Raw genomic sequence first — 18,225 nt, 5'->3', positions numbered from 1 at the left:
ACGAAGGCGATGACCTCGCCGCGTTTGATCTCGATCGACACCTCGCGCAGGGCGGGCTCCTCGGAGCCGGGGTAGGTGAAGGTGATGCCGGAGGCGACGACGCGTTCGAAGCTCTCGGGCACCGACTCCTCGCGCGCGGCGGGGATGCGGCGTTCGGCGTCCTCGCAGAACTCCAGGAAGTCGGTGAAGTAGAGGCCCTCTTCGTAGAGGCGGTTGGTGGCGAACATGAGGTTGCTCAGCGACTGCTGCCCCGATCTGATCGCCAGGACGGCGGTGCCCGCCACCGCCAGGGGGATGGCGGCCAGGGCCAGGAGCAGGCCGAGGGCGACGTAGACGAGGGCGGAGCCGAGGCCGCCGAGAGCCTCGCCGACGAGCCGGGCGACGGTCTGGCGCCGGGCGAGCTTGAGCATGACCTCCTGCTCGGCCCTGGCCACCGCGTCGTACATGCGCAGCAGGAAGCCGCGCATGGTGAACGAGCGCACCTCGGCCGCAGGCTCGCGGTTGGCCAGCAGCTCCGCGATGATCCATTTGCGGCGGTTTGCGGGGATGAGGGCGTAGAGGGTGGTGTAGCGCATCTTGGCGCTGCGGACCGCTGCCCAGGCGTCGGGCAGCACCGCCAGCAGGAGGAGGGGGAGCAGCACGGGGTGGAGCACGCCCAGGACGCCGGCCACCGCCGTGATGCCGACCGCGGCCGTGACCACGTTGATGGCCGACGACACCACCGAGTCGGCCATGGCCACGCCGCGTAACCTGGCCCGCTGCAACGCGTCGTGGAACTCGGGGTCGTCGTAGGCCACGAGCTCCACCCGGCTGGTCAGCCCGTACAGGCGCTCCTCGGTGAGCCGGCTCACCTGGGGGTCGAGGCGGGACTGCGCCCAGCCCGCGCCGGCCTGGACGGCGGTGCGGAGCGTCGCGGCGGTCCCGACCAGGACGAGGCTGGGCAGCGCGGCCAGCACGCGGTCGGGGGTCGGGCCCTCGCTGAAGAGGGCGGTCAGGACGCCGGTGGTCGCCAGCAGGCCGAAGGCCGTGAAGACGCCGCCGAGGAGGTTGAGCGTGATGGTGGCGAGGGTGTCGCGCCGGCTGGCCCGCCAGGCCATGCGCATCGCCTGCGCCACGAGTGAGGGCAGTCGCCTGGCGATGGTCAGGAAGCCGACCGCCGCCAGCTTGTCCTGATGGGCGTGCCAGTCGGAGAAGGAGATCTCACCGAGCTCGAGCGGCTCATCGGCCATGACTTGAGTGTGCCCACGGGCACTGACAGATCTCCACCGATTATGTCTGGGCGCGCGGCGTAGTTGGTGACACACTCACAGTGATGCTGCGATCTGCCGACTTCAGCAACCTGCCGGCCGAGCCGAACGCGTTCGTGGGCCGGGAGTCCGATCTCGATGAGCTCGTCCATCTGATGCGCGTCTCCCGGGCCGTGACCCTCTGCGGCGCCGGCGGCATCGGCAAGACCCGGCTGGCTCTGCGGCTCGCGGCCAGGGTCGCCCCCGACCATCCGGGCGGCGTGTGGCTGATCGAGCTGGCCGACCTGGAGAAGGGCGAGCTGAGAGGCTACGCCGCCGCCGCGCTCGGCATCGCGGGCGATCTGGCCGAGTCGATCGCGGGACGGCGCACGCTCCTGGTGCTCGACAACTGCGAGCCCGTGATCGGGGAGTGCGCGGAGCTGTGCCGTGACCTGCTCGGGGCCTGCCCCGGGCTCACCGTGCTGGCCACCAGCAGGGAGCCGCTGCGGGTGCCGGGCGAGACCGTGTGGCGGGTGCCGCCCCTGTCGGTGGAGGGACCGGTGGACGGGCCGGCGGACCGGTCCGCGGATCGGTGCGCGGACGGATCGGTGGAGGGGGAGAGCGAGGCCGTGCGGCTGTTCGTGGCCAGGGCCACCGCCGCCAGGCCCGACTTCGAGCTGACCGACGAGAACCGGCCGCTGGTCGCGGAGCTGTGCCAGGCGCTCGACGGCCTGCCGCTGGCGATCGAGCTGGCCGCCGCCATGGTGCGGGTCCTGTCCGTGGGGCAGCTCGTCGAGCGGCTGGACGACCGGTTCAGGCTGCTGGCGGGCGGCGCGCGTACGGCTCCGGCCCGGCACCGCACGCTCAGGGCCGCAGTGGACTGGAGCTACCGGCTGCTTTCCCCGCAGGAGCGGCTGCTGCTGCGCCGCACGGCCGCCTTCCGCTCCTCGTGGACGCTCGACCTGGCCGAGGAGGTCTGCTCGGGGCCGGGGCTGCCCGAGGAGGACGTGCTGCTCAGGCTGTGTGATCTGGTGGACAAGTCGCTGGTCGCCCTCGACGGGGAGATCGCCGGTCAGGCGCGCTACCGGCTGCTGGAGACCGTCCGCGACTACGCCCTGGAGCAGCTCGCCGAGTCCGGCGAGGAGACGGAGCTGCGGCGCAGGCACCTGACGGCGCTGGCCGCGATGGCGCGCCGGTTCAAGGAGACGATCGCGCCGGGGGCGCGCACGTCGTGGCCGGTGATCGAGCGGTACGTGAACCTGTTCGACGCCCTCAAGGTCGAGGTCGGCGCGGCCTGCGACTGGTCGATCGCCATCGGACTGCCGGAGATCGCGCTGGGCCTGCTGACCGACGTGCGCTACCTGCTGGTCGGCAGCGGCAGGAAGCTCGACATGGCCGAGCGGCTCGACCGGCTGCTGTCCCTCGACGTCCCGCAGGTGCGGCCGGCGCTGCGCGGCCAGGCCACGATCCTGCGCGGCGAGCTGGCGCTGGCGGCGGGCGACCTGGAGCTGGCCGCGTGGTGCGCCCGCGCCGGGCTCGACCTGTGCAGGGCCGCCGGCGACGAGTACGGCGAGGCCGTCGGCACGATCGTGCTGGCCCAGCTCACCGGCAAGCCCGACATCCTGGCCCGCGCGCTGGAGATGGCCAGGAGCGCCGGCGACCTCATCCTGGAGTCGCTGGCCCAGGGCACCCGGGCCCAGTTCGGCCTGCACCACGGCCGCCTGCGGGAGGCGCAGCGCGGGTTCGAGGAGGTGCTGGCGATCAGCGAGGGGCTGGACAACCACGTCGGCCAGTCCTACGCCCACATCGGGCTCGCCCAGGTCGCCAGGCGCTCGGGCGACCTCGTGACGGCCAAGCGGCACTACGAGTCGGGGCTGAGCCTGCTGCGGCACGTGGACGCCAGGCAGCAGATCGTGAGCTGCCTGGCCGGGCTCGGCAAGGTGGCGCTCGACCAGGGCGACCTGGCGGAGGCCAGGGTCAGGTTCACCGAGGCGCTGGTGCTCAGCCGCGACGCGGGGCTGCGCGCGGGCATCGCCAGGCGGCTGGAGGAGTGGGCGGTGCTGGTCTCCGCCGAGGGCGACCACCGGCGGGCGGTCCTGCTGGCCGCCGCGTCGGTGGCGCTGCGCAGCCGCCAGCCGGACGCCCGTACGGAGGACGTCCTGCGACCGGCGCGGGCCGGGCTGGGCGAGGCCGTGGTCGGCATGTTGTGGGCCGAGGGCGCGGGGATGACCGCAGAGCAGGCCGTGGCCTGCGCCCTGGACGGCGCGCTGCCCGAACGCTCGGTCGAGCTGGTCGTACCGGTCAACCAGGACAGCAGGCTCACGGCCAGGGAACGTGAGATCGCCGACCTGATCGCCAGAGGGCTCAGCAACCGGGCCATCGCCGACGAACTGGTCATCAGCCCGGCGACCGCCGCGCGGCACGTGGCCAACATTCTGTCCAAGCTGGGCTTCTCCACACGTACACAGATCGCCGCATGGGTGATCGAGAGCCGGTGATCCGCGCACCTCTCTACACATTGCCGGGCCGGCCGTTTTACATCGTCGAATGGCCATGTCAGCGCATGTGCGGCCCCCGTCTGCACATCTACCGTTGCTACGTGTGATCGGCCGCCTCTCGCGGCCGGTCCATCGGGGACGTCACGCGTCCACGCGGGGCTGGGCCTCCTCGGAGGGGTGGGGGCCCGGCTCCGGGCGCGTGACAGCGGGCTCGAGTCGCGCAGGGCTCGGGCCCGCCCGCGGGAATGCACATCTGCCTACATACATCGGTGGATGCTGCGCGTGCCCGGCGGCCGTACGTTGACGGTCATGAAGCCTGCCGCCTCGACCACCGGGACAGTGATCCACGAGGTGTTCCGCCGGGCGTACGAGCGCGGGGAGCGGCCGGCGCTCGTCGATCTGCGCGGCGGCCACGTCTACGGCTACCGCCGGCTGGTGACCGAGGTGACCAGGGCGGCCTCGGGGCTCGTCCGCAGGGGCGCGCGGCGCGACCAGGTGGTGGGCGTGCACGTCTCGACGGCCGGCGCGCAGACGCTGGCCGTGCACACCGTGCTGGCGGCGGGCGGCGTCGCGGCGCCGATCGACCCCGCGCTCGGCGCCGGCGAGGTGGCCGCGCGGCTGCGGGAGTGCGACGCGCGCACCCTGATCACCACCCCCGACCTGGCGGACACGGCGGTGCTGGCGGCGGACGAGTCCCGGGTGCGCCAGGTCGTCTCGCTGGGCACGGCGCTCGACACGATCGACTTCCGCGGCCTGCTCACGCTGGAGCCCACCCCGCTGCCCGCGCTCGACGCCAAGCGCCAGACCGCGCTGCTGACGGCGGACGGCCGCCGGATGTCCCACGCCGGCCTGCTGTCCAGGATGGCGGAGCTCGACGTCCCCGTACGCCTGGCCGAGTCCGACGTCGTGCTGGCCACCTGGCCGCCCGACGGCGGGTGCGACCTGGTCGCGCTGGTCGGCCTGGGCGTGTCCAAGGGCGCGCTGGTGGTCGCGGCGGGTGGCGGCGATCTGCCCGGCACGAGCCACGACTTCAGCGTCACGGTCGTGACGGGCCCGGAGGGTGAGCTGGAGCGGGTCCGCTGAATATGCGGAGCTGTTACCCGCCCATCCCTTGACGCCGCGCGGCGGGAAGTGGGTAGATGGCCGTTGGTTGACAACGTTGTCAAATCACCAACTTCGGGGGCTTCGAAGGGATGGTGTGCGATGCGACGGTGGTTAGCGACCGTCTCGATCTCGATCGTGAGCGCGTTGAGCCTGGTGGCCTGTGGCGGTGGCGGCGGAGCCGGACAGGCGTCCCAGTCGCCGGCCGCGAGTGGCGGTGGCGGGGAGAAGAAACAGGTTGAGGTCTTCTCCTGGTGGACGGGCCCCGGTGAGGCCGACGGCCTCCAGGCGATGAAGAAGATCTTCGAGCAGCAGAATCCGAACTACACGTTCTTCGACGCGGCGGTGGCGGGCGGCTCCGGTGACAAGGCCAAGGCCCTGCTCCAGTCGAAGCTCCAGGCCAGCACCCCGCCCGATACTTTCCAGGGACACGCGGGCGCCGAGCTGCAGGGCTACATCAAGGCCGGCAACCTGGAGGACCTGACCTTCCTCTATGACGAGCTGAAGCTGAAGGACGTCTTCCCCGCGCAGCTCGTCGACCAGATCAGCGTCGACGGCAAGATCTACTCGGTGCCGGTGAACATCCACCGGTCCAACGTGCTGTGGTTCAACCCGGTCGTGCTCAAGGAGGCCGGCGTGGCCGCCGCGCCCAAGACGATCGACGAGTTCATCGCGGACCTGGAGAAGGTCAAGGCCAAGGGCAAGATCCCGCTGTCCATCGGCTCCGAGTGGACCGTCACCCACCTGCTGGAGAACGTGCTGCTCGGCTCCATCGGCACCGACGCCTACAACGCGCTGTTCAAGCCGGGCGCCGACTGGAACAGCCCGCAGGTGACCAAGGCGCTGGAGAGCTTCGCCAAGATCATGTCGTACGCGGGCGACCCGCAGGACGACTGGCAGCCGGCCGCCAAGCAGGTCGCCGACGGCGAGGCCGCGTTCAACATCATGGGCGACTGGGCGTACGGCTACTTCCACAACCCGCCGGAGGGCGGCCTGGGCAAGAAGTCGAAGACGGACTTCGACTGGGCGCCGGCTCCCGGGACCGAGGGCACGTACATGTGGCTGTCCGACAGCTTCACCCTCCCCAAGGGCGCGAAGAACCGTGACGGAGCCATCGCCTGGCTGAAGGTCGCGGCCGGCAAGGAGGGGCAGGACGCCTTCAACCCCAAGAAGGGCTCCATCCCCGCCCGCAAGGACGCCGACCAGTCCCTCTACACCGACTACCTGGCCGACGCGCTGAAGGACTGGTCGAGCAACAAGCTCGCCGGGTCGATCCAGCACGGCGTCTCGGTCAACCAGCCGTGGCTGGCGGCGATCACCGAGGCGGTCGGCCTGTTCATCGGCAGCAAGGACGTCAAGGCCCTGCAGCAGGGGCTCGCCGACGCGGCCAAGTCCAACGCTCAATGACTCGTCGGGCTCCGGCGGGCGTCGCGCCCGCCGGGCCCGTGGGAGGGAATGCTTGTGAGGCGGGCACGCACGTGGCTGCCCGGACTCCTCCTCGTCACGCCGTCGATCATCCTGATCGGCGTCTTCGTGTACGGCCTGCTCGGCTGGAACTTCCGGCTGGCCATGACGGACAAGCACGATGAGGTGTCCGAGGGGAAGTTCGTGGGGCTGCGGAACTTCATCGACATCTGGGACCAGCCGCGGTGGCACCTCTCGGTGAACCACGCGATCGTCTTCACGGTCGTGTTCGTGCTGGGCGCGCTCCTGCTCGGATGGCTCCTGGCGTTCCTCATGGAGAAGGGGATCAGGGGCGAGGGGACGTTCCGGGCGATCTACCTGTTCCCGATGGCCATCTCGTTCGTCGCGACCGGCATCGTGTGGCGGTGGCTGATGAACTCGGGGACGGGGGAGCGGGCGGTCGGCCTGAACCGGCTGCTCGACTGGATCGGGCTGCCGCAGTGGCAGTGGTTCAGGGATCCGGACTGGGGGATGGCCGCGATGGCGATCCCCGCCATCTGGCAGATGTCCGGATATGTCATGGCACTGTTTCTGGCCGGCTTCCGCGGCGTGCCCGAGGAACTGCGGGAGGCCGCGCGGGTGGACGGCTGCAACGAGTGGGGCGTCTACCGGCACGTCGTGCTGCCCCTGCTCCGGCCGGTCACCCTGTCCGCGCTGATCATCCTGGGACACATCTCGCTCAAGGTGTTCGACCTGATCGTGGCGGTGTCGGGCAAGCAGATCATCACGGACGTGCCCGCGGTGTTCATGTGGGTGGCGGTGTTCGACTCGCACGATCCGGCCAAGGGCGCCACGATCGCCTCGTACATCGTGCTGAGCGTGGCGGTCTTCGTGATCCCGTACCTGATCTGGTCCGTGCGTGCGGAGCGGCGAACGGAGAGGCGCTCATGACGGCGGTGGCCACGCGCCGGGCGGTCTTTCCCTGGCTGCGTCTCGGGTTGCTGATCCTCTTCGTGGTGATCTTCCTGATCCCCATCTACGTGCTGCTGGTCACCAGTTTCAAGCCGCTCACGGAGGCCGACCCCGGCCAGGCGTGGAACCTGCCGCGGACGTGGACGACCGAGGCGTGGCGGGTGGCCTGGGAGAAGCTGGCCCCCGGCCTGTGGAACAGCGTGCTGCTGGCCGTGCCCGGCTCGCTGCTGTCGTGCGCGCTCGGCTCCATGAACGGCTACGTGCTGTCCAAGTGGCGCTTCCCCGGGGCGGACGTGCTGTTCACGCTGTTCCTGTTCGGCATGTTCATCCCGTACCAGGGGGTCATGATCCCGCTGGTGCAGCTGCTCGTGGGGCTGAACGAGCTGACCGGGCTGCAGGGCGTCTTCTACGGCGGCATCCCCGGGCTGGTGCTGGCCCACGTCGTCTACGGCATCCCGATCTGCACGCTGATCTTCCGCAACTACTACGTCACGATCCCGGACGAGCTGATCGAGGCCTCCCGGGTGGACGGGGCGGGCATGCTGCGGACGTACTGGTCGGTGGTGCTGCCGGTGTCGGCGCCCGCCATCGCGGTGGTCGTCATCTGGCAGTTCACCTCGCTCTGGAACGACTTCCTGTTCGCCGTCTTCCTGACCGGGCCGACGAGCTGGCCCACGACCGTGATGCTGAACAACATCGCCGGTGCGCAGGCCACCCCGTACAGCCAGCAGATGGCGGCGGCCATCCTGTCGTCGATCCCGACGATGCTGATCTACGTCCTGCTGGGCAGGTTCTTCATGCGCGGGCTGATGGCGGGGGCGCTCAAGGGGTAGCCGCGTGGGCCAGGGGCTCGCCGCGCACGTAGCGGGCCACGTCGGCGGCCACGATGGAGGCCGCCTTCACGGCCGTCTGCTTGCTGGCCCCTGCCAGGTGCGGGGTCATGATCAGGTTCGGGGTGGTGAGCAGGCGTGAGCCGGCCGGGATGGGCTCCTCCGGGAAGACGTCCATGGCCGCCCCGAACAGGTGGCCCGACACCAGGGCGTCGCACACGGCGTCGTAGTCGACCAGCGCGCCCCTGGCGCAGTTGACCAGGACCGAGCCGCGCGGCATGGCGGCGAGCTCGGCCGCGCCGATCATGCCGTTGGTCTCGGGGGTGGCGCGGGCGTGCAGGGAGACGAAGTGGGAGCGCCGCAGCAGCTCGTCCAGCTCGACCCGGCCGGGCACGTCCACGTACGGGTCATGGACCAGCACCTCCGCGCCGAAGCCTTCGAGCATGCGGGCCACGCGGCGGCCGATGGCGCCGTAGCCGACCAGGCCGACCGTGCTGCCGTCCAGCTCGGGGCCGACGTTGTCGTACATGTAGTAGTCGCCCCGCCACACGCCCCCCGCCAGGTCGCCGTGCGTCTGGGGGATCCTGCGGGTGGCGGCCAGCAGCATGGCCAGGGTGTGTTCGGCGGTGGCCACCGCGTTGCGCCCGGGCGCGAACGTCACGGCCACGCCCGCCGCCTTGGCCGCCTCCAGGTTGGCGTTGACCGGGCCGCCCCGGCTCACGCAGAACAGCCGCAGGTCGGGAGAGGCGTCCAGGACCCGCTTGGTCAACGGGGCCATCTGGGTCACGCAGACCTCGACGCCGCGTAGCGCCTCGATCAGCTCGTCCTCCACGTCCGAGGCCTCGTCCACCTCGCCCACCCGGCCGAACGGCTCGACCGGCCACGGCAGCGTCAGCTCGCTGATGTCCACCTCGCCGGGGACCTCGCGCCTGAGCGCGTCGATGAGCAGGCGGTTCTGGACGAAGTGGTCGCCCGCGGCAAGGACTCGGATGGTCAACGAACGGCTCCAATCGAGGAGTTGTACTGCAGCATCGCGGCCCGCCGTCCGTCGCCGAGCTCCGGCAGGCGCAGCTCGGTGAGCGCGCAGTTGTCCAGGCGCGGGAACAGCCGCCGGTACTCGCCGAGCGGCACCCCGATCAGGCGGCACAGGGCGAGCCTGATGGCGGTCGTGTGCGCGACCACCAGCACGCGCCCGCCGGGGTGGGCGGCGGCGATGTCGTCGAGGGCGGCCACGAACCGGTCGGCGGCCAGGTGCGGGTCCTCGCCGCCGGGCAGCGGGTGCCCGGCCGGGTCGGACTCGAACGCGGCACGCGCCTCGGGGAAGCGAGCCGCCATCTCGGCCGAGGTCAGGCCCTCGCCCTGGCCGAAGTCCAGCTCGCGCAGCCTCGGGTCGGTCCGCAGCTCCACGCCGGCCTTGTCGGCACCGGCCGCGGCGGTGATCCGGGCCCGGCTGAGCGTGGAGGCCCACACGGCCGCCAGGCCCGCCTGACCGGCCCACTCGGCCAGCTGGGCGGCCTGGGCGTGGCCGCGCGGGGTCAGCTCGATGTCGCTGACCCCCGCGTAGCGGTTCTCGGCGTGCCAGACGGTCTCGCCGTGGCGGACCAGGACGAGGTCGGTCATCGGGTGGTCCTCTCGCGGGCGTGTGCGGCGGCGGCCGGGTCGAGCCAGCCGCGCCGTTCCAGCTCTGTGACGAAACGCAGGTAGGGCTCGGTGAGGTCGGCGCCCGACGGGTCGACGACCGCGCGGGTCCTGATCATCCGTTCGGGATCGCCGCCCGCCAGGACGGCCATGCCCAGGGCGGGCTCGGCGTTCTCCCGCAGCGTCACGGGACGTCCCAGGACGTCCGCCCTGAGCCGGGTCCAGTACGCGCTGCGGGTGGCGCCGCCGGTCAGGATGATCTCGCCGTCCACCGGGGCGCCGAGCAGGTCGAGGTAGTCGAAGCAGAGGCGTTCGACGAAGGCCGCGCCGAGCAGGATCGCCGCGTAGCGCTCGACATCGTCGGCCGGGTCGCCGAGCGTGAACCCCTCGGCCTGGGGGGCGTCGAACGGGAAGCGCTCGCCCCGCGAGACCAGCGGGTACGTGAGGTTCGCGGGCGGGCCGGGCCGGGCGGCGGCCTGGGCGCTCAGCGCGTCGAGGTCGCGGCCGGGCAGGTCGCGGGAGAGCACGCCGGCGCCGGTGCTCGACGCGCCGCCCGGCAGCCACGAGCCGTCCGGCGCGCGGTGCGAGTAGACGACGCCGAGCGGGTCGTGGATCAGCTCCTTCGTCACGCCCTTGAGCACCAGCGTCGTGCCCAGCACGGAGTTCCAGCTCCCGACCCGGGTGGCGCCCGCGCCGAGCTGGGCGGCGCACCCGTCGGTGGTCCCGGCGATCACGGGCGTGCCGGCGGGGATGCCGGTCTCCTCGGCGGCGGCCGCGCAGACCGCGCCCAGCCGGGTGCCGGGCCGTACGACCTCGGGGAGCAGCTCCGCGGGCACGTCCAGGGCGTCCAGCACCTCGGACGGCCAGCGCTCCTCGATGAGGTCCACACCGGTCTTGAGCGCATTGCTGAGGTCGGTGGCGACCTCGTGGCCGACGAGGCGGCGGTTGACGAAGTCGTTCTGGTGCGCGAGCCGCGCCCCGGCGGGGGCGTCCCGGAGCAGCCACAGGAGCTTGGGCAGCGCCCAGTTGGGCTGCATGCGCCGGTAGCCGAGCCGCTCCCACACGGCGGCGCCCACCTCGTTGGCGCGCCCGGCGTCGGCGCGCCGGTCGTCGTACATGAGCGCGGGCGTCAGCGCCCGGCCGCCGGGGCCGGTGAGCAGGATCGTTCCAGAGGTGGCGGCCACAGCCACGCCCGCCACCTGCTCGGACGGCACGTCGCGCAGCGCCTCGCGGGTGGCGGCGGCCAGCTCGCGCCACCACTGCTCGGGGTCCTGCTCGTGGCGGGGCCCGTCGCGGTGGCTGGTCAGCGGCCGGCCGGCCGTGCCGACCACCTGCCCGTCCCCGGAGACGGCCATCGCCCGCACGCTCTGGGTCCCGAGATCGATGCCTACCCAAACGCTCATGTACGGCCCCTCATCTCGGCCAGCAGCGGCCAGGAGACCGCGTTCGCCTGGCGCAGGGTCAAGAAGTCGTCGAACAGCCGGTCGTACAACGCCTGGCGGGCGGGGTTGGGTTCGAGCGCGTCGCGCAGCCGCACATGCTCCGAGGCGGCCGCTGCGATGGACGGGGCGGCGGCGGTGGCGGCCAGCCCCACCAGGTACGCGCCCCGCGCGCCCACCTCGGTGTCGGCCGGGCGGCGCACGGGCAGGCCGGTGACATCGGCGATCAGCTGGAGCCAGGCGGTGCTGTTCGAACCGCCCCCGCACACGCGCAGCTCCGTGGGCGCGGCGCCGGTGGCGGCCAGGCAGTCGCGGATGACCATCGTGAGCCCTTCGAGCGCCGCCCTGGCGACGTCCTCGCGGCCGTGCTCGAACGACATGCCCAGCAGCGAGCCCCTGGCCAGCGGGTCGGAGAACGGCGCCCGCTCACCGGCGGGCGACAGGTACGGCAGGAGCGTCAGCCCACGCGCGCCCGGCCCGCTCCCCAGGGCCAGCTCGCCCAGCTCGGCCGGGTCGCGCAGGCCCAGCATGCGGCACGTCCACTGCACCACCTCGGTGCCCGCGAACGTGGGGAAGGCCCGCAGGTAGCCGCCGGGCAGCGCGATCGTGATCCCGATCGGCTCGCCCTCCAGGTCGGCGGAGTCGACGATGACCTCGGTGCACAGCGTGGTGCCGAGAATGCCGCACGCCTGCCCGGCCCGCACCGCGCCCGCGCCCAGCGCCGTGGCGGCGATGTCGTACGGGGCCATCACGACCGGCGTCCCGGCGGGCAGCCCGAGCGCGGGGGCCGCGTCCCGGGACAGCTCGGCGACGTGGCCGGAGCGGATCGGGGGCAGCAGGCGCTCGGCCCACTCCGTCCCGAACAGGGCCTGCAGCGCGGGGGAGTACGCCCGCGCCCGCAGGTCCATGAACGGCGCGGAGGCGTCGGACTCGTCGGCCACCAGCTCCCCGGTCATCCGCGCGAAGATCCAGCCGCCGCAGGTCAGCATGGCGCTCGACCGCTCCAGCCGCTCGGGGTCGTTCGCGCGCAGCCAGGTCAGGATCGCGTGCGGCAGCCCGGAGGCGGCCGACGAGCCGTTGAGCCGGAACGCCTCGGCCGCGGTCCCGGAGCGGGTCCAGCCGTCCACGGTCGTGGCCGCCCTGGCGTCGTTCCAGAGGATCGCGGGCCCGGTCGGCTCGCCGTCGGGGCCGACCAGCCAGCAGCCGTCGCCCTGGGCCGTCACGGCCACGAAGTCCACCGTCCCCACCTGGGCGGCGACCTCGCGCACGGTGGCGGCGACCGCGTCCCAGACGGCGTTCATGTCCTGCTCGGCGTGGCCGGGCAGGGGCCTGGAGACCACGGTCTCCCGCCGGGCGACGAACGCCTCCGCGCCCTCGGCGTCGTACCCGACGGCCTTGATGACCGTGGTGCCCGCGTCCACGCAGATGATCGCCATCAGGCCCTGCCGTGGGAGGTCCTCGACCGGCGCGACACGGAGTCGACGATCACGGCGAGCAGCAACACCGCGCCGGTGACCACGAACCTGATCGACGAGTCGAGGTTGAGCAGGGTCAGGCCGCTGGAGATGGACTGGATGACGATGATCCCGAGCAGCGCGCCGAACGCGGTGCCGCGCCCGCCGAACAGGCTCGTCCCGCCGATCACGGCCGCCGCGATGGCGTTGAGGTTGACGTCGCCCGAGCCGCTGGACTGGTTGGCCGCGGCGAGCCTGGCCGCGGCCAGGATGCCGCCGACCGCGGCGAACGTCGAGCAGAGCACGAACACCGAGGTGTAGACGGCCCTGACGTTGATGCCGGCCCGGCGGGCGGCCTCCACGTTGCCGCCGACGGCGTAGACGGCCCTGCCCCACTTCGTCCGCGACAGCAGGTAGTGCATGATCAGCACGAGCGCCACGAAGAAGACGAACATCCAGCCCACACCGCGCGTCTGGCCCAGGTACCAGACCACGAAGGCCAGCACCACCAGCAGCGCCACGCTCCTGACGGCCAGCGTGGACACGCTCCTGGCCGACAGCCCGGCCTTGCGCCGCTCCTGCGCGTGCAGGTATCCGGTGACGAACAGCCAGACGGCCGCGATGACCGCGAACGTGTACGACAGCCAGGCCGGCGCGAAGTCGAGCTGCGCGAAGTTCACCAGGCCAGAGTCGAAGGGCAGGTTGATCGACCCCTTGGTGCCCAGCACGTACAGCTGGAGCCCGAGGAAGGCGAGCAGGCCGGCCAGCGTGATCACGAAGCTCGGCACGCCGAACCGGTTGAACAGCTGCCCGTACACCCAGCCGATGACCGCTCCCATGATCACCGCGGCGGCGATGGCCAGCCAGACCGGCAGCCCCTGACCCACGAACAGCACCGCGAGCACGGCACCCGACAGCCCGCTGACCGAGCCGACCGACAGGTCGATCTGGCCCACCAGCAGGACGCAGACGATGCCGAGCGAGATGATGCCGACGGCGGCGGACTCCAGGGTGAGGTTCACCAGGTTCGCGCTGGACAGGAAGATCGGGTTCAGGATCTGCAGGACCGTCCAGATGACCACGAGCCCGACCACGACGGGGATGACGCCCAGGTCGCCGCCGCGGGCCCGCTCGACCACGTCGGCGAGCGCGCCGCGCACGCCGTCGCGGTTCTGCAGCCGCTCGTCCTGGCGGTCCGTCGTCACTGTGCTCAAGACTTGGCTCCCTTCCGCGCCCGCCTGGACACCACGTTGTCGGTGGCGCCGGTGATGGCGGCGATGATGTCCTCGGTGGAGACCTGGTCCACGTCGAACACGCCGTTGTTGCGGCCGAGCCGCAGCACGGCGACGGTGTCGGCGACGGCCTTCACGTCGGCCATGTTGTGGCTGATCATGACGACGCCCAGGCCGTTCTCGCGCAGCCGCTCGACCAGGTTGAGCACTTCCGCCGTCTGCGCCACGCCCAGCGCGGCGGTGGGCTCGTCGAGGATGATGACCTTCGGGTCGCCGAGCAGCGATCTGGCGATGGCCACCGTCTGCCGCTGGCCACCCGACAGCGCCGCGACCGGCACCCGTACGCTCGGGATCTTGGCGGAGAGCTGGCGGAGCAGCTCCCACGAGCGGGTCTCCATGGCCACGTCGTTGAGGCGCAGCGGGCGGATCTCCTGGCCGAGGAACAGGTTCTGGATCACGTTGAGGTTCTCGCAGAGCGCCAGGTCCTGGAAGACCGTGGCGATGCCGAGCTTGTGCGCGGCGGCCGGGGTGGGGATCTCGACCTCGTTCCCCTCGAACGTGATCGTGCCGCCGTCCGGCGGGTGCACGCCCGAGAGGATCTTGACCAGCGTCGACTTGCCCGCGCCGTTGTCCCCGACGACGGCGACGACCTGGCCGGCGGCGACGTCGAGCTCGATGTCGGTCAGCGCCGCCACCGCGCCGAAGGTCTTGCTGATCCCGCGCAGGGAGAGGACGTTCATCACTTGATTCCGAGCTCGGCGCAACCCTTGGCGTACTCGCCGGCGCAGGCCTCGGCGGCCTTCATGATGCCGCTGTCGAACAGCACTTCCTTGATGTTCTCCGTGGTCACCACCGTGGGCACGAACAGCTCCGACGGGGTGTTGTAGAGCGTGGTCTTGCCGGCGGGCTTCTTGCCCTGCATGAACTCCCACGCCACGTTCGCGGAGGCCTCGGCCACGATCTTGATCGGCTTCGAGATCGTGTTGTACTGGTCGCCCGAGATGATGCGCTGGGCGGCGGCCAGTTCGGCGTCGTTGCCGGTGATCGGCGGCACCTTCACGCCCGCGGCCTTGAACGCGGCGATCGAGCCGCCGCCGGTGCCGTCGTTGGCCGCGACCACGCCGGCGATCTGGTCCTTGAACTGCGTGATCTGGCCGCTGACCCAGGTTTGCGCCTTCTCCGGCTGCCAGTCGGGGGTGTCGTACTCGGCCAGCAGCTTGAACCCGCTCGGGTCGACCGCGCTGTGGATGCCCTTCTTGATCAGCCCGGCGGCCGCGTCCGTGGGCGAGCCGTTGACCTGGAGGATCCCGCCCTTGGCGTTCTCCTTCTTCAGGTGGTCGACCAGGGACTGGGCGATCATGGCGCCGATCTTCTCGTTGTCGAACGAGATGTAGTAGTCGGCGGGCGTGGCCGGGATCGGCCGGTCGTAGGCGATGACCGGCACCTGCTGCGACTGGGCCGACTTGACGATGGTGGCCGCCGCGGCGGAGTCGACGGGGTCGATCACGATGGCCTTGACGCCCTGGGCGAGCGCGGAGTTGGCCTGTTGCTGCTGCTTGGCGGCGTCGGAGTCGGCGTTCTGGTAGATGACCTCGCAGGTCGGGCAGAGCTGCTTCATCTTGGCCTCGAACAGCGGCCTGTCCGCCAGCTCGTACCGGGTGGAGGCGAGGTCGGGCATGAGGAAGGCGACCTTGGCGTTCTGGACGGCGCCGCCACCGCTGGTGTTCCCGCCGGTCGAGCCGGAGTCGGAGCCGCACGCGGCCAGCACCGAGCCTGCGAGCACTGCCACTGCGGCGAACGCGGAGGTCCGCATCTTAGCTCTGTTCACGGGTTTGTTCCTCACTTGCTACCGGGATTCCTGACGCAAAGCCCCCGAAACAGGACAATGCCCCGCACAACCAGGCACATCCTGTGGTGCGGCTCACGGTAGCGCGCGCTCTGAAACTTTGTCCAGCAAAAATGTTCAGAGCTGGTGTGCGGCGGCCACCAGGCCCTCTGCCGTCGGGACGTCCGTGACGAGCTGGTTGAAGTAGCCGCCCTTGGCCCCCGCGACGATGGACAGGACCTTCTCGGCGCCCACCGCGACCGCGATCGTGGCGGGGATGCGGCGCAGCTCCTCCGGCTCGGTGGCGACCAGGCGCTCGCTGCCCGGGTACGTGACGGGCTCGCCGTCGCGGTCGTAGACGCGCATGCACACGTCGCCCACGGCCTGGCGCAGGCTGTCGGCGTCGCGCGGCATGAGGGCGGGCGTCATCTGCCGCATCAGCGGGGCCGAGCCGACGCCGACGATGGCGCACTTGGCGTGCGCCCACAGGTCCATGACCCGGCGCACGGACGGCTCGTGCTGCAGCGAGTAGAACAGCTCGGGGCCGGGCAGCGCGGGCGCGTAGAGGTAGGCGGGCACGCCGCCGACGCGTTCGGCCAGGATGCGGGTGGTCTCGTTGGTCTGGAACCAGGGCTGCGGCTCCTCCTGACCGCCCACCGCGGGCGCGATCGTGACCCCCGGATACTGGCCGAGCCCTTCGCGGGCGCACTCGTAGACCGTGGTGCCGGACGAGACGAGCACGACGTCGCCGGACTCCAGCCCGACCGCCGCCAGCGCGCGGGTCACGGCCGGCGCCAGCCACGGGCCCAGGGCCGGGCCGCTGACCTTGGGCACCAGGTAGACGCGCTGCAGGTCGAGCGCCTGCGCCACCTCGGCGGCCAGCGGGCCGTCCGCGAGCGTGGCCGGCCGGTGCACCTTGATCTCGACGATGCCCTGCTTGCGGGCCTCGGTGAGCAGCCGGCTCACGGTCGCCCTGGAGACGCCGAGCCGCTGGGCGATGTCGCCCTGGGTGGCCTCCTCGATGTAGTACTGCTGGGCGGCCGCGTACATCAGCTCAAGCGGGAACCTGGCCTGCGTCTCGGGTGCGACGTCGGCGGCATTCATGCGCGCGCTCCTGTGAACATTTTTGCTGAACCGATGCGCAAACGACTATAGGCGGTGATGTCCCGGGGGGCCAGCGCCGCGTCCTCTGCTGGAAAGGCTAGCCGCCATTGGCGAACTCTAGGCACGGTCGCTACGCTGCGCTTACGATCGACTGCGCAAGGTAGTGATTCGGTGGGGGAGGGGCAATGTCCAAAGGGATGTTCGTCGTCGCGGTGGCCGTCGGTCTGATGGCCGGGAACATGGCGCCGCCCGCCGTGGCGGCGGCCACGGTCCTGCGCTGCGACACGTACGTGCACGCGCAGGACAACGACCTCGGCATCGCGTCCTGCACCAACCCCACGGGCCAGACCTGGAAGTTCCGGGCCGTGGTGGTCTGCGGCCGGGCGCCGGACGTCGTGGGCGAGTGGGTGACGCTCCCGCCCGGCGCGTCGGGGGAGTCGCAGGGATACTGCGGCGGCATCTTCACCAGCGGCGTGGGCGCCGTGGGCGTGGACGAGCGGGTCGTCTGACCGGTCAGCCCACTGGGGGCAGCTCGCCGGAGCCGCGGGCGATGAGCCGTACCGGCAGCTCGATGTGCTCCGGCGGGCCCGTGTCGCCGCGCAGACGGCGGAAGAGCAGCTCGGCCGCCACTCGCCCCATCCACGCCGGGTCCTGCGCCACCACGCTCACTCCTGGCGACAGCAGGTCGGCCAGCTCGAAGTCGTCGAACCCCACCAGCGCCACCCGGCGCCCCGCCAGCGCCCGCAACGCCGTCACGGTGTAGCGGCCGTTGCCGGTGAACAGCGCGGACGGCGGATCGTCCAGGGCGAACATGCGGGCCAGGTCCGCGCGTACGGTCTCCGGCGAGGGTGGCCGCATCGACACCAGCCGCTCGTCGAACAGCCCTCCGAGCGCCTGCCGGTAGCCGTTGAGCCGCTCGGCCGCGGTGAAGATCCACGAGGCGTCCCCCAGGAAGGCGATCCTGCGGTGGCCGTGGCCCATGAGGTGGCGGACCGCCTCCCCGGCGCCGCCCAGGTTGTCGGCGAGCACCGTGTCCACGTCGATCCCCGCGCCCGGCGGCCGGTCGGCGAACACCACCGGCGTGCCGGCCTCCAGCTCGGGCCGCAGGTACGTGTGGTCCTCGCCGGCGGGCACCACGATCAGCCCGTCCACCCGGCGCGCGCAGAACGTCTCGACCAGCTCGCGCTCCCTGAGCGGCTCCTCGCTCGACGACCCGCTCAGCAGCAGGCAGCCGTGCTCGATGACGACGTCCTCGACGGCCCTGCTCAGACCTGAGTAGAAGGGGTCGGCCACGTCCTCGATGACCAGCCCGATCGTGGCGGTCCTGCCCCTGCGCAGCACCGCCGCGCTCTCGTTGCGGCTGTAGCCCAGCCGCTCGATGGCCGCGCGCACCCGCTCGGCCGTGGCCGGGTGGACGCCGGGCTCGCCGTTCACGACCCGCGAGACGGTCTTGAGCGCCACGCCCGCCGCCGAGGCGACGTCTTTCATCGTCGGTCTCACGC

The 18,225-nt window shown here is 71.7% G+C and carries 16 protein-coding genes; 6 read left to right on the top strand and 10 right to left on the bottom strand.

The window, feature by feature from the left end; translation table 11 throughout:
• Positions 1-1,229 (bottom strand): ABC transporter ATP-binding protein (locus ACIBQ1_RS29125; protein WP_397282453.1); only part of this gene is annotated, 1,229 nt, incomplete at its 3' end.
• An 83-nt stretch (positions 1,230-1,312) separates the two neighbouring features.
• Between ACIBQ1_RS29125 and ACIBQ1_RS29120 the strand changes: the two genes are divergently transcribed.
• From ACIBQ1_RS29120 to ACIBQ1_RS29100, 5 genes are all read left to right on the top strand, one after another.
• Entirely contained in the window at positions 1,313-3,724 is a 2,412-nt protein-coding gene (locus ACIBQ1_RS29120; protein WP_397282451.1) for an ATP-binding protein, read from the top strand.
• 309 nt (positions 3,725-4,033) lie between these two features.
• On the top strand, positions 4,034-4,807 hold the full coding sequence (locus ACIBQ1_RS29115; RefSeq protein WP_397282450.1) for an AMP-binding protein: 774 nt from the start codon (positions 4,034-4,036) through the stop codon (positions 4,805-4,807).
• Between the two features lie 120 nt (positions 4,808-4,927).
• On the top strand, positions 4,928-6,232 hold the full coding sequence (locus ACIBQ1_RS29110; protein WP_397282449.1) for an ABC transporter substrate-binding protein: 1,305 nt from the start codon (positions 4,928-4,930) through the stop codon (positions 6,230-6,232).
• Positions 6,233-6,280: 48 nt separating this feature from the next.
• On the top strand, positions 6,281-7,180 hold the full coding sequence (locus ACIBQ1_RS29105) for a carbohydrate ABC transporter permease (protein WP_397282447.1): 900 nt from the start codon (positions 6,281-6,283) through the stop codon (positions 7,178-7,180).
• Positions 7,177-8,034 (top strand): carbohydrate ABC transporter permease, encoded by an 858-nt coding sequence (locus ACIBQ1_RS29100; RefSeq protein ID WP_397282445.1) that lies wholly within the window; start codon positions 7,177-7,179, stop codon positions 8,032-8,034. The genes ACIBQ1_RS29105 and ACIBQ1_RS29100 overlap by 4 nt, the downstream gene beginning before the upstream one ends.
• Here the strand turns inward: ACIBQ1_RS29100 and ACIBQ1_RS29095 are convergent.
• The 8 genes from ACIBQ1_RS29095 to ACIBQ1_RS29060 form a co-directional block, all read right to left on the bottom strand.
• Positions 8,024-9,022 (bottom strand): 2-hydroxyacid dehydrogenase, encoded by a 999-nt coding sequence (locus tag ACIBQ1_RS29095; protein WP_397282466.1) that lies wholly within the window; start codon positions 9,020-9,022, stop codon positions 8,024-8,026. The two genes, ACIBQ1_RS29100 and ACIBQ1_RS29095, sit on opposite strands and share 11 nt — an antisense overlap.
• 2 nt (positions 9,023-9,024) lie before the next feature.
• Positions 9,025-9,651: a histidine phosphatase family protein gene (locus ACIBQ1_RS29090; protein ID WP_397282443.1), complete on the bottom strand. Its 627-nt coding sequence runs from the start codon at positions 9,649-9,651 to the stop codon at positions 9,025-9,027.
• On the bottom strand, positions 9,648-11,072 hold the full coding sequence (locus tag ACIBQ1_RS29085; protein WP_397282442.1) for an FGGY-family carbohydrate kinase: 1,425 nt from the start codon (positions 11,070-11,072) through the stop codon (positions 9,648-9,650). The genes ACIBQ1_RS29090 and ACIBQ1_RS29085 overlap by 4 nt, the downstream gene beginning before the upstream one ends.
• A complete protein-coding gene (locus ACIBQ1_RS29080) occupies positions 11,069-12,544 on the bottom strand; it encodes an FGGY family carbohydrate kinase (RefSeq protein ID WP_397282440.1) in 1,476 nt (491 codons plus the stop codon). Before ACIBQ1_RS29080 ends, ACIBQ1_RS29085 begins: the two co-directional genes overlap by 4 nt.
• On the bottom strand, positions 12,544-13,767 hold the full coding sequence (locus ACIBQ1_RS29075; protein ID WP_397282464.1) for a sugar ABC transporter permease: 1,224 nt from the start codon (positions 13,765-13,767) through the stop codon (positions 12,544-12,546). The genes ACIBQ1_RS29080 and ACIBQ1_RS29075 overlap by 1 nt, the downstream gene beginning before the upstream one ends.
• Before the next feature lie 5 nt (positions 13,768-13,772).
• Complete coding sequence (locus ACIBQ1_RS29070) at positions 13,773-14,534, bottom strand: ATP-binding cassette domain-containing protein (protein ID WP_397282439.1); 762 nt, start codon at positions 14,532-14,534, stop codon at positions 13,773-13,775.
• On the bottom strand, positions 14,534-15,622 hold the full coding sequence (locus tag ACIBQ1_RS29065; RefSeq protein WP_397282437.1) for a sugar ABC transporter substrate-binding protein: 1,089 nt from the start codon (positions 15,620-15,622) through the stop codon (positions 14,534-14,536). Before ACIBQ1_RS29065 ends, ACIBQ1_RS29070 begins: the two co-directional genes overlap by 1 nt.
• 135 nt (positions 15,623-15,757) lie before the next feature.
• Positions 15,758-16,723 (bottom strand): sugar-binding transcriptional regulator, encoded by a 966-nt coding sequence (locus ACIBQ1_RS29060; RefSeq protein ID WP_397282436.1) that lies wholly within the window; start codon positions 16,721-16,723, stop codon positions 15,758-15,760.
• Positions 16,724-16,908: 185 nt separating this feature from the next.
• Between ACIBQ1_RS29060 and ACIBQ1_RS29055 the strand changes: the two genes are divergently transcribed.
• Positions 16,909-17,232 carry a hypothetical protein gene (locus ACIBQ1_RS29055; RefSeq protein WP_397282434.1) on the top strand — a complete coding sequence of 108 codons (324 nt, stop codon included), beginning with the start codon at positions 16,909-16,911 and terminating at the stop codon, positions 17,230-17,232.
• 4 nt (positions 17,233-17,236) lie between these two features.
• On the opposite strand, the gene ACIBQ1_RS29050 is transcribed toward ACIBQ1_RS29055, so the two are convergent.
• Positions 17,237-18,223 (bottom strand): LacI family DNA-binding transcriptional regulator, encoded by a 987-nt coding sequence (locus ACIBQ1_RS29050; protein ID WP_397282432.1) that lies wholly within the window; start codon positions 18,221-18,223, stop codon positions 17,237-17,239.
• Positions 18,224-18,225 lie beyond the last annotated feature (2 nt).

This window comes from Nonomuraea sp. NPDC050153, assembly GCF_044460125.1.
In the GTDB taxonomy this organism is placed as follows: Bacteria; Actinomycetota; Actinomycetes; order Streptosporangiales; family Streptosporangiaceae; genus Nonomuraea.
The sequence above is the reverse complement of the archived record's forward strand: the minus strand, read 5'-3'. Positions and strand labels throughout refer to the sequence as shown.

Excerpts from the sequence above, each read along its gene's own strand:
- ACIBQ1_RS29055 (WP_397282434.1), top strand. The coding sequence starts at position 16,909 with ATGTCCAAAGGGATGTTCGTCGTCGCGGTGGCCGTCGGTCTGATGGCC.
- ACIBQ1_RS29115 (WP_397282450.1), top strand. The coding sequence starts at position 4,034 with ATGAAGCCTGCCGCCTCGACCACCGGGACAGTGATCCACGAGGTGTTC.
- ACIBQ1_RS29110 (WP_397282449.1), top strand. The coding sequence starts at position 4,928 with ATGCGACGGTGGTTAGCGACCGTCTCGATCTCGATCGTGAGCGCGTTG.
- ACIBQ1_RS29085 (WP_397282442.1), bottom strand. The coding sequence starts at position 11,072 with ATGAGCGTTTGGGTAGGCATCGATCTCGGGACCCAGAGCGTGCGGGCG.
- ACIBQ1_RS29070 (WP_397282439.1), bottom strand. The coding sequence starts at position 14,534 with ATGAACGTCCTCTCCCTGCGCGGGATCAGCAAGACCTTCGGCGCGGTG.
- ACIBQ1_RS29100 (WP_397282445.1), top strand. The coding sequence starts at position 7,177 with ATGACGGCGGTGGCCACGCGCCGGGCGGTCTTTCCCTGGCTGCGTCTC.
- ACIBQ1_RS29090 (WP_397282443.1), bottom strand. The coding sequence starts at position 9,651 with ATGACCGACCTCGTCCTGGTCCGCCACGGCGAGACCGTCTGGCACGCC.
- ACIBQ1_RS29060 (WP_397282436.1), bottom strand. The coding sequence starts at position 16,723 with ATGAATGCCGCCGACGTCGCACCCGAGACGCAGGCCAGGTTCCCGCTT.
- ACIBQ1_RS29120 (WP_397282451.1), top strand. The coding sequence starts at position 1,313 with ATGCTGCGATCTGCCGACTTCAGCAACCTGCCGGCCGAGCCGAACGCG.
- ACIBQ1_RS29105 (WP_397282447.1), top strand. The coding sequence starts at position 6,281 with ATGCTTGTGAGGCGGGCACGCACGTGGCTGCCCGGACTCCTCCTCGTC.
- ACIBQ1_RS29080 (WP_397282440.1), bottom strand. The coding sequence starts at position 12,544 with ATGGCGATCATCTGCGTGGACGCGGGCACCACGGTCATCAAGGCCGTC.